The sequence below is a fragment of the Streptomyces sp. NPDC048639 genome, from assembly GCF_043199075.1.
Taxonomy (GTDB): domain Bacteria; phylum Actinomycetota; class Actinomycetes; order Streptomycetales; family Streptomycetaceae; genus Streptomyces.
In genome coordinates this window covers 838,428-851,084 of sequence record NZ_JBICVP010000002.1, presented here as the reverse complement: position 1 = coordinate 851,084, position 12,657 = coordinate 838,428, and the positions used below count along the sequence as shown (strand labels likewise).

General features: G+C 72.8%; 9 protein-coding genes. 5 read left to right on the top strand and 4 right to left on the bottom strand.

Features of this window, described 5'->3' with window-relative positions:
- Positions 1-12 precede the first annotated feature (12 nt).
- A complete protein-coding gene (locus ACGFNH_RS08050) occupies positions 13-456 on the bottom strand; it encodes a subtilase-type protease inhibitor (protein ID WP_393652164.1) in 444 nt (147 codons plus the stop codon).
- Between the two features lie 540 nt (positions 457-996).
- Entirely contained in the window at positions 997-2,100 is a 1,104-nt protein-coding gene (locus ACGFNH_RS08045; protein ID WP_393652163.1) for a DUF3533 domain-containing protein, read from the bottom strand.
- A 249-nt stretch (positions 2,101-2,349) separates the two neighbouring features.
- Between ACGFNH_RS08045 and ACGFNH_RS08040 the strand changes: the two genes are divergently transcribed.
- The 3 genes from ACGFNH_RS08040 to ACGFNH_RS08030 all read left to right on the top strand — a co-directional run bounded on the left by ACGFNH_RS08040 (position 2,350) and on the right by ACGFNH_RS08030 (position 8,493).
- Positions 2,350-6,018: a DNA polymerase III subunit alpha gene (locus tag ACGFNH_RS08040; RefSeq protein ID WP_393652162.1), complete on the top strand. Its 3,669-nt coding sequence runs from the start codon at positions 2,350-2,352 to the stop codon at positions 6,016-6,018.
- Between the two features lie 437 nt (positions 6,019-6,455).
- Complete coding sequence (locus tag ACGFNH_RS08035; RefSeq protein ID WP_393652257.1) at positions 6,456-7,463, top strand: helix-hairpin-helix domain-containing protein; 1,008 nt, start codon at positions 6,456-6,458, stop codon at positions 7,461-7,463.
- Between the two features lie 142 nt (positions 7,464-7,605).
- The gene (locus ACGFNH_RS08030; protein WP_393652161.1) at positions 7,606-8,493 is read left to right on the top strand and encodes an esterase/lipase family protein; all 888 of its coding nucleotides are present in this window, start codon (positions 7,606-7,608) and stop codon (positions 8,491-8,493) included.
- A 186-nt stretch (positions 8,494-8,679) separates the two neighbouring features.
- Here the strand turns inward: ACGFNH_RS08030 and ACGFNH_RS08025 are convergent, their stop codons facing one another.
- Together ACGFNH_RS08025 and ACGFNH_RS08020 are read right to left on the bottom strand one after the other, a co-directional pair.
- Positions 8,680-9,717 carry a lytic polysaccharide monooxygenase gene (locus ACGFNH_RS08025; RefSeq protein WP_393652160.1) on the bottom strand — a complete coding sequence of 346 codons (1,038 nt, stop codon included), beginning with the start codon at positions 9,715-9,717 and terminating at the stop codon, positions 8,680-8,682.
- 367 nt (positions 9,718-10,084) lie between these two features.
- Entirely contained in the window at positions 10,085-10,417 is a 333-nt protein-coding gene (locus ACGFNH_RS08020; protein WP_393652159.1) for a M1 family aminopeptidase, read from the bottom strand.
- A gap of 207 nt (positions 10,418-10,624) precedes the next feature.
- On the opposite strand from ACGFNH_RS08020, the gene ACGFNH_RS08015 reads away from it, so the two are divergent.
- Complete coding sequence (locus ACGFNH_RS08015; RefSeq protein ID WP_393652158.1) at positions 10,625-12,157, top strand: carboxyl transferase domain-containing protein; 1,533 nt, start codon at positions 10,625-10,627, stop codon at positions 12,155-12,157.
- Positions 12,154-12,600 carry a GNAT family N-acetyltransferase gene (locus ACGFNH_RS08010; protein WP_393652157.1) on the top strand — a complete coding sequence of 149 codons (447 nt, stop codon included), beginning with the start codon at positions 12,154-12,156 and terminating at the stop codon, positions 12,598-12,600. The genes ACGFNH_RS08015 and ACGFNH_RS08010 overlap by 4 nt, the downstream gene beginning before the upstream one ends.
- The last annotated feature ends 57 nt before the right edge of the window (positions 12,601-12,657 follow it).

Here is a 12,657-nt window from a genome sequence, read left to right as displayed (position 1 = left end):
ACGGCTGCTGCCTCAGAACGAGTAGACCGAGCCTTCCTGCATCGCCCCGTTCATCTCGCAGCTGTTGGCGAAGGTCTGGGACCAGGAGACCCGCTTGCCCTGCCACACGCCGTCCGCCGTGACGACGACCGGGTCCCAGATCTTCGTACACATCGGGCCGGGGCCCTCGTGGACGGTCAGCGACGCGAACTCCCCGCCCACGGAGCGCAGTTCGGCGCAGGCCGCGGCAGCGGCCGGGTGCGTGCCACCGGCCTTGGGGAAGCAGTTCAGCAGAACCGCGCGCTGCACCGTGGACGTCGCGGCGTCGTTCCCCTTGCCGACCGTGAGCACCATGGCCGACGGGGCGTAGAGCGAGTTCGCCTCAGCGGGCGCGGCCTGGGCCGCCCCGGTGGTGCCCGCCAGCAGACCGACGGTCAGAGCGGAGACCGCCCCCAACGCCCGCACGGTGTAACGCATGTTGACTCCCTTGGTGTTCGCAGGTGCAGATGCCGGACGGGAGTCTTGCTCATGCGAACGGTGAACGCACGTCCATCGGTCACTTTCGGTCGCAGTGTCCGAACTGACAGTGCCCGAATGCTCATTCGGGCAGTTCGGAGGCGGTGTGAAGGGTGTGGAGAGCGCGTCCATAATGTGGACATGTTTGCCTGGTTCAAGTAAAAACGCCAACTTGACCTGCGCAAACGCAACATGGATTCCCTGCCCGGTCGACGCAGCTCGACCGGAAACCGCCGTCGTTCACCGGCGTGTCGCGGTTTCCCCGGGGGTGCGGGGCGGTGCGGCGCCGTTTCGGACGCCTCATCAGGCGTTTTCGTCGGCAGGCAATGTGTGACCGCAATCGATCAGAATCGGGCTCAGTCGCACCCGTTCGTGTTCGCCTTTTTCCCCAAGGGGACGGCTCGAACCATGTTCGCGCGTCCTTTTCCCGGGTCATGTGCCTCCGTGAACACCGGTACGACATAGGCGGGTTGGGGCCCGGCGCGCGCCGCACCTCCGGGCTCACCCCCGCAGGTGCAGATGCCGCCTCCCGCCACGGACTGCCGCGAGCCCCAGAGTGGCCAGGGTCCCGCCCACCGCCCAGGCGGAGACGACGAGCAGTGGACCCGTCATCGCGTTGCCGCCGAAATAGGCGATCGAGCGGACCGACCAGGTCGCCGCCCCCGGCGGCAGCGCCGGCCCGATGGTGCGCCAGAAGTCCGGCAGCAGCGGATACGGGTATGGGCCGCCCGCGCTGGGGTTGCCCACGATGACGATGATCAGGATGGCGAGCCCGATGCCCGCCGTTCCCGCGAGTCCCTGGAGCGCGAGGGTCAGCGCCCCGATGGCGAAGACCAGCAGGGCGCCCAGGCCCCAGAGCCCTGCGGTGCTGCCCGGCAGGGCGTCGAGGAGGGGGGCCGCGATGAGCGCGCCGCCGAGGCCTCCGAGGATCGCGTACACGGCGAGGACGGCGAGCCGGATCACCGCCCGGTGCAGATTCGCGGGCCGGGCGCCCGCGCTGACCGCCAGGGCCGCGGCGCACAGATAGCCGCCCACGCACCAGCCGACGACCAGGTAGAACGAGGTCAGTCCGCGGCCGTCCCCCGCGTGGACCGGCGCGACGTCCTCGATACGCAACTCGCGCTGCTGCGCCCGTTCCGCCCGCGCGACGACCTCCTCGACGGCCTGCGCGAGCGCGGAGCCGGCGCCGGTGGCGACGAGCAGGGTGTCGGTGGTGCCCTGCGGGTCGATCACGAGTGCCCCGTCGACCTCCCGTTCCCGGATGCGCCGGCGGGCGTCGGCCTCGTCGCTCGCCTCCGCCGTCACCTCCAGTGGTTCGCCGGGCAGCGATCCCAGCCGTTCGGCCGCCGTGTCCCGGGCCTGTTCGGGGGCGGCGACGGCGAACGGGATGCGGTGCGGCGACGGGTCGTGGAAGGCGCCGACGTAGGACGTGATGAAGGCGAGCTGCAGCAACAGCACCCCGACGATCAGCAGGGCGGCCCGGCCCGAGATCGCGGCCCGGACCTCGTCGAGGAAGGTGGTGCGGGGCCGGGGTCCGCCGGAGTCGCCGCCGGGGGGCGGGGCGTCGCCGGGGCGGGCGGTGCCGCCGTCGCCGGTGGTTGCCATGCGCCGCTCCTCGCCTCTCGCCGCACGCGCAGGAAGGGGGGGTTCGTTTCCGGTGCGGATCCGTTCTCCCACGGTGCGCGGGGCGACTTCCCGCCGCAGGCGGCGAAAGGCTGATCAGGTGAGCGGACGCGGGGGTGGAGAGGGGAGGGGGCCCGAACATCGAGTCGTACGGTTGTTCGAAACTTGGTCTATGGTGGAGGAGGGGCGAAAGGTTTTGGCCAGGGGGTGGGCGAGCGGCAGGAGGTGCGGATGCCCGGGTTCACGCATCTGCACACCGTCTCGGGGTTCTCCATGCGGTACGGCGCCGCGCACCCGGAGGCGCTGGCCGAGCGCGCCGCCGAGCGCGGCATGGACGCCGTCGCGCTGACGGACCGGGACACCCTCGCCGGGACGGTCCGGTTCGCCAAGGCATGCGCGCGGGCCGGGGTCCGTCCGCTGTTCGGCACCGGCCTGGCCATCGGCGAACACCCGAGGGAGAACCGCGAACGCGCCCCGCGCAGGCGTACACCCGTGCGCGGCGGGGCGTTCATCGACGAGTCCGCGCCCCGTACGGTCTTCCTCGCACGCGACGGCGCCACCGGCTGGGCCGCCCTGTGCCGCCTGATCTCCGCCGCCCACACGGACACCGGAGCCGGCCGGCCGGTCCTGTCCTGGACCGACCTGGAGACGTCCGCCGACAGCGGGCTGACCGTGCTGCTCGGCCCCGACTCCGAGATCGGCCGGGCGCTGGCCGCCGGCCGCCCCGATCGCGCCGCCCGGCTCCTCGCACCCTGGCGGGACCTCCACGGCGACGCGCTCCGGCTGGAGGTCGTCCACCACGGCCGCGCGGGCACCGGCCCCGGCTCGCTCCGGCTCGCCGCCCGCACCCTCGGCTTCGCCGCCGAGCAGGGCGTACGAGCTGTGCTGAGCAACGCCGTCCGCTATACCGACCGGGGGCACGGCCCGGTTGCCGACGTGCTGGACTCCGCCCGCCGCCTCGTCCCCGTCGACCCGCGAAAACCGGACACCCTCGACACCGGTGAACGCTGGCTCAAGGACCCGCGGGACATGGGCCGCCTCGCCGAGCGGATCGCCGAGGCCGCGGGGTTCCGCCGCGACGCCGCGCACCGCCTTCTGGAGGAGACGCAGGCCACCGCGGCCGAGTGCCGCGTCGACCCCGAGGACGACCTCGGGCTCGGCAGCGTGCACTTCCCCGAGCCGCACCTGGTCGGCGCGGAGCGGCGCACCGCCGACCGCACCCTGCGCTCCCGCTGCGCCGCCGCCATGGTGCTCCGCGGCCACGACCGGAACCTGGAGCGCTGGGAGCGGCTGCAGCGGGAGCTGGACATCATCGCGTTCCACGGCTTCGCCTCGTACTTCCTCACCGTCGCCCAAGTCGTCGACGACACACGCGAGTTGGGCATCCGGGTCACCGCCCGCGGCTCCGGCGCCGGATCCCTGGTCAACCATCTGCTCGGCATCGCGCACGCCGACCCCGTGGAGCACGGCCTGCTGATGGAGCGCTTCCTGTCCAAGGACCGGCGGGTGCTGCCCGACATCGACATCGACGTGGAGTCGGCGCGCCGGCTGGAGGTCTACCGCGCGATCTTCGACCGCTTCGGGGCGGAGCGGGTCGCCACCGTCTCCATGCCCGAGACCTACCGCGTACGCCACGCCATCCGCGACGTGGGCGCGGCCCTCGGCATGGACCCGGCCGAAACCGACCGCCTCGCCAAGGCGTTCCCGCATATCCGCGCCCGCGACGCGCGCGCCGCACTCGCCGAACTGCCCGAGCTGCGCGGGATCGCCGCCGAGCAGGACCGTTTCGGCGACGGCCGGCTGTGGGAACTGGTCGAGGCGCTCGACGCGCTGCCCCGCGGCATCGCCATGCACCCCTGCGGAGTGCTGCTGTCCGATGCCTCGCTGCACGCCCGTACCCCCGTCGTCGCGAGCAGCGGGGAGAACTTCCCGATGTCGCAGTTCGACAAGGACGACGTCGAGGACCTCGGCCTGCTCAAACTGGACGTCCTCGGTGTGCGGATGCAGTCCGCGATGGCGCATGCCGTGGCCGAGATCGAACGGGCCTCGGGGGAGCGGGTCGACCTCGACGACCCGGCGCACGTACCGATGGGCGACCCCGCGACGTACGACCTGATCCGGTCCACCGAGACCCTCGGCTGCTTCCAGATCGAGTCGCCCGGCCAGCGCGATCTGATCGGGCGGCTGCAGCCGGGCACCTTCCACGACCTCGTCGTCGACATCTCGCTCTTCCGGCCGGGCCCGGTCGCGGCCGACATGGTCCGGCCCTTCATCGAGCGGCGGCACGGACGCACGCCGCCGCACTATCCGCACGATGACCTGGAAGGGGTGCTGAGCGAGACCTACGGCGTCGTGGTCTTCCATGAGCAGATCATCGAGATCCTGCGCATCATGACCGGCTGCTGGCGGGGGCGCGCGGACGAGGCGCGCCGCGCGCTGTCGGACCCGGAGCGGCAGGGGCGGGTGCGGGCCTGGTTCTTCGAGGAGGCGGGCCGGCGGGGTTACGGGCGTGAGGTGCTGGAGCGCACCTGGGAGATCGTCGAGGCGTTCGGCAGCTACGGCTTCTGCAAGGCGCACGCCGTCGCCTTCGCCGTGCCGACCTACCAGTCGGCCTGGCTGAAGGCCCACCACCCCGCCGCCTTCTACACGGGGCTGCTCACCCACGACCCCGGGATGTACCCGAAGCGGCTGCTGCTCGCGGACGCCCGGCGGCGCGGTGTGCCGATCCTTCCGCTGGATGTGAACCGGTCGGGCTCGGTCTATCGAATCGAACTGGTGTCCGATGGTGAAGCCGCGTCAGGGGGCAAGTGGGGCATCCGTCTTGCGCTCTCCGATGTGCACGGCATCAGCGAGGCCGAGACCGAGCGCATCGCTGACGGACAGCCGTACACCTCGCTCCAGGACCTGTGGCGGCGCGCCCGGCCCGGACGCCCGGTCGCCGAACGGCTCGCCCAGATCGGCGCGTTGGACGCGTACGGGGACAACCGCCGCGACCTGCTGCTGCACATCGCGGAACTGCACCGGCAGCACCGGGCGGCCGGGCGTACGGGCGGGGCGCACACCGGGCAACTTCCGCTGGACGCGGAGGCGCGCGCCGGCGCCGAACCGCTGGGGCTGCCGGACCTCGACGACTCCGAGCGCCTCGGCGCCGAGCTGAACGTGCTCGGCATGGACGCCTCCCGCCATCTCATGGGCGACCACCGGGAGTTCCTGGAGGAACTGGGCGCGATCCCGGCGCGGCGGCTGGCGGCCGCACGGCACGGCGAGGTCGTGCTCGTCGCCGGAGCCAAGGCGGCCACGCAGACCCCGCCGATCCGCTCCGGCCGCCGGGTCATCTTCACCACCCTCGACGACGGTACGGGCCTGGTCGACCTGGCCTTCTTCGACGACAGCCACGCCGCCTGCGCGCACACGGTCTTCCACTCCTGGCTGCTGCTCGTCCGCGGCACGGTCCAGCGACGCGGGCCGCGCAGCCTCAGCGTGGTGGGTGCGGCGGCCTGGAATCTGGCCGAACTCGCCGAACTGCGCCGCGAGGGCGGTCTGGAGGCGGTCGCCGCCCGGCTGGCGGAGGAGGGCGGGGGCGGCGGAACGGAGGCGGATCCGGGGGCCGCTGATCCGGGAAGCGCGGGGCCCGCCGGTCGTGACGGGGACGGAGGGACCGGACGGAGCGGGGGATCCGGCGACGGCGCGGATGCCGCGGACGGTGCGAACGATTCGGACGACGCGGATGGTTCGGACGACGCGGATGGTTCGGGCGATGGCGACGGTGCGAACGGCCGCCGCATCCACATGCCCACCGGCTACGCCATGCACCCCTGGGCGGACCTCCGCCCCGCGGGCGAGGGCTCCGCCACCCCGCGCAAGCTGTGGCACTCCAGCCCCGGGAGCGCGGGCCGATGACCGCCCGTGCCACCCGGACGAGGACGCCGGCGGCTCCGGACCGCGGCCCGGGCCCGGAGCCGTCCGCCCGCGAGTCGTCCGCCCGCGAGCCGTCCGCTCATGAGTCGTCCGCCCGCGAGTCGTCCGCTCATGAGCCGTACGCACGGGATCCGCGCACCCCGGAGTCGTACGCCCGCGAGCCGCGTGGTCCGCGTGCCTCCCGGCCGCGGACCGCCGTCCGCCTCGCGACCGCCACCGAACCGGCCCGGAACTCCGGCCCGGTGAGGGCGCTCGCGGACGGCCGGGCCACGGACCGCGCCGCTGCAGATGTCACCGACCCCGCCATCAGGGACCCCGCCGTCACAGACACCGACCGTGCCACCGCAGACCCCGCCGCCGTACGCCCCGCCGCCGAACCGCCCCCACCGCAGGGGCGGACGGCGGCCGTACCCACGCACGTGCTGTACGTGCGGTTCCGCCGCGCAGGGACGGACGGGGCCGCGCCGGGGGAGGAGGCGTACGAGGGGCTGCTCGCGCTGCTCGCCGGGTTCAGCCCTGTCGTCGAGGCGCTGCCGCCCGACGCCGCGCTCATCGATGTCCGCGGCGCCCGGCGGTACTTCGGGCGCGACGCGACGGGCATCGCCGCGCTCGTACGGGTCCGTGCGCTGGCCCGCTACGGCGTCGACTGCACCATCGGCGTCGCCGCCAACCCGCTGCTGGCCCGCATGGCGGCCCACGACCCCGCGCCCACCGCCGCCCCGGTCAGGACCGTCCCCGACGACCCGGACGCGGTGGCGGCCTTCCTCGCGCGCAAGCCCGCCACCGCGCTCCATGGCGTCGGCCAGGCGACCGCCCGCGCCCTGTGCGCGTATGGCCTGGACAGCGTCGAGCGGATCGCGGCCGCCCCGCCCGCCACCTTGCAGCGCATCCTCGGCGCGGCCACCGGGCGGCGTGTCCACGAGCGGGCGCGCGGCATCGACCCGACCCCTGTCGTCCCCAACGCCCTGGCCCGTTCCCTCGGTGCGGAACACCGCTTCGACTGCGACGAGTTGGACCCGGAGCGGCGGCGGCGCGCGCTGCTCACGCTGGCGCACGACCTGGGGATCCGATTGCGTACGGACGGGCAGGTCGCCCGGGGGCTCACGCTCACCGTCCGTTACGCCGACCGCTCCACGACCACCCGTACCCGCGCGCTGCCCGAACCGACCGCCCACGGCCCGGCGCTGACCGCCGCCGCGTACGCGCTGCACGACGCCCTCGCCCTGCAGCGGGCCCGGGTGCGCGCCGTGTTGCTGCGGGCCGAGAACCTGGCGGACGCGGAAGTCGCGGCCCGGCAGCTCACGTTCGACCCCGCCGACGAGAAGTCCCGCCGCGTCGAGGCCGTGGCCGACCGGGCGCGTGCCCGGTTCGGTGTCTCGGCGGTCCGTCCCGCCTCAGCTCTGGCCAAGGATTGGGACGCGGCGTGAAGGCCATGTGTCGGATTCTTTACCGCCATATGACTGGTCAGTGGTCCTACTCGCTCGTAACTTGAACTGAGAACAGCTCTCTTGTGATCCGGATCACAGGGTGACGGTTACCCAACCCGTCCCACCCCCGCGAGGAGATCACATGAAGCTGCCCTGGAAGCGAGCGCTGAAGCTTCTTCCTGCCCTCCTGCTGACGGCCGGTCTGACCGCGATCCCCGTCCAGGCCACCGCCACACCCGCTGCCCCTGCCGCTCCCGCCGCTTCCGCCGCGAAGTCCAGCGGCTGGAACGACTTCTCCTGCAAGCCGTCCGAGGCGCATCCCCGCCCCGTCGTCCTCGTGCACGGTACGTTCGGCAACTCCATCGACAACTGGCTCGGCCTCGCTCCTTATCTCACCGCACGTGGCTACTGCGTCTTCTCCCTCGACTACGGCCAACTGCCCGGCGTGCCCTTCTTCCACGGCCTCGGCCCCATCGAGAAGTCGGCCGGCCAGCTCGCGGACTACGTCGACCGCGTCCTGGCCGCGACCGGAGCCGCGAAGGTCGACATGGTGGGACACAGCCAGGGCGGCATGATGCCCCGGCACTACCTCAAGTTCCTGGGCGGGGCGTCGAAGGTGAACGCCCTGATCGGCCTGGCGCCGGACAACCACGGAACCGACCTGCACGGGCTCACCGAACTCCTGAAGCACTTCCCGGGAGCCGAGGACGTGATCAGTGAGAACACCCCCGGCCTCGCCGACCAGCTCGTCGGCTCGGACTTCCTCACCAAGCTCAACGAGGGCGGCGACACCGTTCCCGGCGTGCGGTACACCGTCATCGCGACCAGGTACGACGAGGTCGTCACCCCGTACCGGTCGCAGTTCCTGTCGGGGCCGAACGTCCGCAACGTGCTGCTCCAGGACCTCTGTCCGCTGAACATCTCGGAGCACGTGGCGATCGGGCTCCTGGACCGCATGGCCTTCCACGAGGCCGCCAACGCCCTCGACCCGGCCAACGCCAAGCCCACGACCTGCTGGTCGATCGGCTGACCCACGGCGCAGGACGGGACCGTACGACAGGACCGCACGACAGGACCGTACGACAGAGCCGCACGACAGAGCCGTACGACAAGGCGCCGCCGCCCTCCCGGACGAGCAGGGCGGCGGCGCCGTGCACCCGTACGGCATGTGACCTGCACGCCGTACGGAGACGGGAGTCCCGGAAGGGGACGGGACTCAGCCGCGGTGGCGGGCGCCGACGGTGGCCGTGGCCCTGCGGCGCCGAGCGGCCATGATCAGCAGACCGGAGCCGAGCGCGGCCACGGCGGCGCCGCCGACCGCGAGCGGCGTGGTACTGCTGTCGCCGCCGGTCTGCGCGAGGCGCTCCTCGCCGCCGCTCTCGCTGTTCGGCGCGGGCGCGTTGGCCCCGGCGGCCTCGCGCTCTCCGCCGTCACCCTGCCCGTCGACGGACTGCTCGGCCGGAGCGGCCTTCACCTCGGCGCCCTTGTCGGCACCGGAGCCGTGGCCGTCGTGGCCAACGCCGCCGTGGCCGTCGTGGTCCACGGTCGACTTCCCGGCCCCTTCGTCGATCTGGCCGTCGGTCGGCGCGCTCGCCCCGGGAGCCGTGGCGGACCCGCCGCCCCCGCCGAACACCACGTCGGAGCAGGTGTAGAACGCCTCCGGGCTGTCCGAGCGCTGCCACACGCTGTAGATCAGATGGCGACCCGACTTGGGGGGCACCGTGCCGTTGAAGACGTAACTGCCGTTCTGCAGCTTCGGGTCCGTCACCTTGGCGAACGGCCTGGCCTCCAGGTCCGACCACTTCAGCGGCTTCTTCGGGTTGTAGCCGTCCTTGGTGATGTACAGCTCGAACGAGCCCTTGTGCGGGGCGGTGGCCTTGTACCGGAAGGTGTGGTCGCCCGCGGACATCTTGCTCGACGGCCAGTCGGCGCGCGGCAGGTCCAGGCCCTTGTACTTGTCCCGGCCCGCGCTGCACAGCTTGCCGTCCGGGACGATCTCGTTGTGCCGTCCGGCGGCGTTCGCGATGTTGACCTCGTTCCAGTCGTAGAACGCCTGGGTGCCGCTCGCCGCGACGGCGGCCTTGCACGCGGCCGACTTCGGGTTCTCGGGGCCCTCGGTGAAACAGGCCGACACCCGGCTGACCGGGTCGGTCATCGAGCCGTGTGCCACGGCAGGGGCGGCCGTGAGCGCGGAGAACAGCAGCGGAGCCGCGCCGAGTACGGCGATTCCGGCGGCCTTGCGACGAGCGGTCATCGTGGGGGTCTCCTCAAACGGTTCGTGCGGTACGGCGCTCAGGGTTCTGGGCGAGGTCCGGCCGAGGGGCGGGACGAGACCGAGGGCACGGCCCCCATGACGGCACCCGAGGCGTGTCCCGCCCGTCACGGCGCTCAGCACGCTAGCCCCGCTGAACGGTGAGATCCCCTGCTGGGACGGGCCGGAGGCGATCCTTATGGTGGGGTTAAGGCGGCTCTAAGCGATGGCTAGGGGAGGGCGGAGCCCGCGCGTCAACGGCCTGCGGTGACGGGCTCGTTCGCCTCACCCCTGGTGGTTCCCCCGGACGAGGTGAAGCGCCGGGGCAGCCCCCCTCGGCTGCCCCGGCCCTCCCGTGCGGGGGCGCCGGTCACCTCTTGAGCTCGGCCAGGTCACCCGGGTACAGGTACGTGTCCGGGGGGACCTTCGTGCCATGGGCCCACGCGTCGAAGAAGCCCTTCAGGTCCTTCCCCGACACCTCGGCGGCCAGCCTCTCGAACTGCAGCCAGGAGGCGTTGGAGTAGGCGTTGTCGCGGGTCCAGCGCTTCAGTATCGCGAAGAAGTCCCGGTCGCCGACGGTACGCCGTAGCGCATGCATCATCAGCGAGCCCTTGTCGTACAGCGCCGAGTCCAACTCCTTGCCCTTGCCTGCGTCGTAGATCCTGGTCGACCAGTACTCCGGCTCGTCCTTGACGTCCTCCACCGTGAATGCGTAGAAGCCCTTGTCTACTGAGGTGCAGGACGAGAATCGCCGGAAGATGTCAGGAAGTTGTCAGATATCCATAGCCGTCCCGTTCGGCAGGCCGCCGCATCGCCGTCACACCGTCAAAGGAAAGGGAAGGGACGGGAAAGGCCCGGAGGGGAGGAGCACGGAAGAGGAGCGGGCCGGCGACGTGGCAAGGTGTCCTTCATGAGCGGAGCCCGCCCCCCTACCTCGTCCGCCGCGCTGCGGCTCATCGAGGCCGTCGCCGACCCCGGCACCTGGCAGAGCTGGGACCGGCCCGTGGAGATCACCACGGAGGATCCGGACTACCGGGCCGACCTCGAGCGCGCCCGCGAGCGCACCGGCCTCGACGAATCGGTCATCACCGGCGAGGGCCGGATCCGCGGGCGCCGGGTCGCGGTCGTCGCCTGCGAATTCGGCTTCCTGGCCGGGTCGATCGGTATCGACGCGGGCGAGCGGCTCGTCCGGGCCGTGGAGCGCGCCACCGCGGAACGCCTGCCCATCCTCGCCGCGCCCGCCTCCGGCGGCACGCGGATGCAGGAGGGCACGGTCGCGTTCGTGCAGATGGTGAAGGTCACCGCGGCCATCACCGATCACAAGGCGGCGGGCCTGCCCTACCTGGTCTACCTCCGGCACCCGACCACCGGCGGAGTCCTCGCCTCCTGGGGATCCCTCGGTCATGTCACCGCGGCCGAACCCGCCGCGCTCATCGGCTTCCTGGGCCCCCGCGTCCACGAGGCCCTCTACGGCGAGGAGTTCCCGCCGGGCGTCCAGACCGCCGAGAACCTGATGGCCAACGGCCTGGTGGACGCAGTCCTTCCGGCCGATCAGCTCGCCGGGATAGCGGCCCGGGCACTGGGGGTCCTGTCCGGCGACGACGCGGGCACAGCGCCCGGAGGGAACGGCGTCGCGCCTTCCGCGGACACGGGTGCACCGTCCGCCGGGGAGTCCATCCGGCGTTCGCGGCGCGGTGACCGGCCGGGCGTACGGGCGTTGCTGAAGGTCGCCGGCCGTGACGTCACGCCGCTCAGCGGTACCGGGGCGGGCGAGCACGACCCCGGACTGCTGCTCGCCCTCGCCCGTATCGGCGGCACGTCCTGTGTGGTCCTCGGCCACGACCGGCGCGGCGACGCCGCTCCTCCGCTCGGGCCCGCCGGTCTGCGCGAGGCACGGCGCGGCATGCGGATCGCCGCCGAACTGGACCTGCCGCTGCTCACCGTCGTCGACACGGCGGGTGCCGCGCTCTCCCGCGAGGCCGAGGAGGGCGGACTGGCCGGGGAGATCGCCCGCTGCCTCGCCGACCTCGTGACGCTGCCCGCGCCGACGTTGTGCCTGCTGCTCGGCCAGGGGGCGGGCGGCGGCGCGCTGGCGCTGCTGCCCGCGGACCGTGTGATCGCGACCCGGCACGCATGGCTATCCCCGCTGCCTCCCGAGGGCGCGTCCGCGATCCTGTACCGGACGACGGAGCGGGCCTACGAGGTCGCGGGCCGCCAGGGCGTACGGTCCTCCGATCTCCTCGCCCACGGCATCGTCGACCGTGTCATCGAGGAGACGGACGGCGACGGCGAGGGCGACGCGGCCGACCGCGCGGGCGCGTTCCTGACCCACCTCGGCGACCTGCTCGGTGCCGAACTCGCCGCTCTGCGCGACGAGCCGCCCGCGCTGCGGCTCGCCACCCGCAGGCGGCGGCACCGCGCACTGGGGACGGCGGGCCGGTGACGGACGACGGCATCCGTGCCGCGACCCCGGCAGACGCCTCTGCCGTACGGGCCGTCACCGAGGCCGCGTATCACCCGTACGTCGAGAGGATCGGCGTCCGGCCCGCCCCCATGGACGCCGATGTGGGGGCCGACATCGCGGCGGGGCGGGTGTTCGTGACGGGCGACCCCGTCGTGGGCGTCCTTGTGCTCGTGCCCCATGGGGACCATCTGCTGCTGGAGAGTGTCGCCGTCCGTCCGGACGCGCACGGACGCGGCATCGGCGGGCGCCTGCTGGACTTCGCCGAGAGCTTCGCGCGCGAGCACGGTCTTCCCGAAGTGCGGCTCTGCACCCATGTGTTGATGACCGAGAACCAGCGGATCTACGGGCGTCGCGGGTACGAGGAGACGGCGCGCGGGCGGCCCGACCGCCACCACAGGATCCACTACAGCAAGCGGGTGTGAGGGCGCCGTGCCCCGTACCGGAGCGCAGCAGCCACCGCCGCGCGGTTGTCAGTGGCG

Excerpts from the sequence above, each read along its gene's own strand:
- ACGFNH_RS08050 (WP_393652164.1), bottom strand. The coding sequence starts at position 456 with ATGCGTTACACCGTGCGGGCGTTGGGGGCGGTCTCCGCTCTGACCGTC.
- ACGFNH_RS08045 (WP_393652163.1), bottom strand. The coding sequence starts at position 2,100 with ATGGCAACCACCGGCGACGGCGGCACCGCCCGCCCCGGCGACGCCCCG.
- ACGFNH_RS08040 (WP_393652162.1), top strand. The coding sequence starts at position 2,350 with ATGCCCGGGTTCACGCATCTGCACACCGTCTCGGGGTTCTCCATGCGG.
- ACGFNH_RS08030 (WP_393652161.1), top strand. The coding sequence starts at position 7,606 with ATGAAGCTGCCCTGGAAGCGAGCGCTGAAGCTTCTTCCTGCCCTCCTG.
- ACGFNH_RS08025 (WP_393652160.1), bottom strand. The coding sequence starts at position 9,717 with ATGACCGCTCGTCGCAAGGCCGCCGGAATCGCCGTACTCGGCGCGGCT.
- ACGFNH_RS08015 (WP_393652158.1), top strand. The coding sequence starts at position 10,625 with ATGAGCGGAGCCCGCCCCCCTACCTCGTCCGCCGCGCTGCGGCTCATC.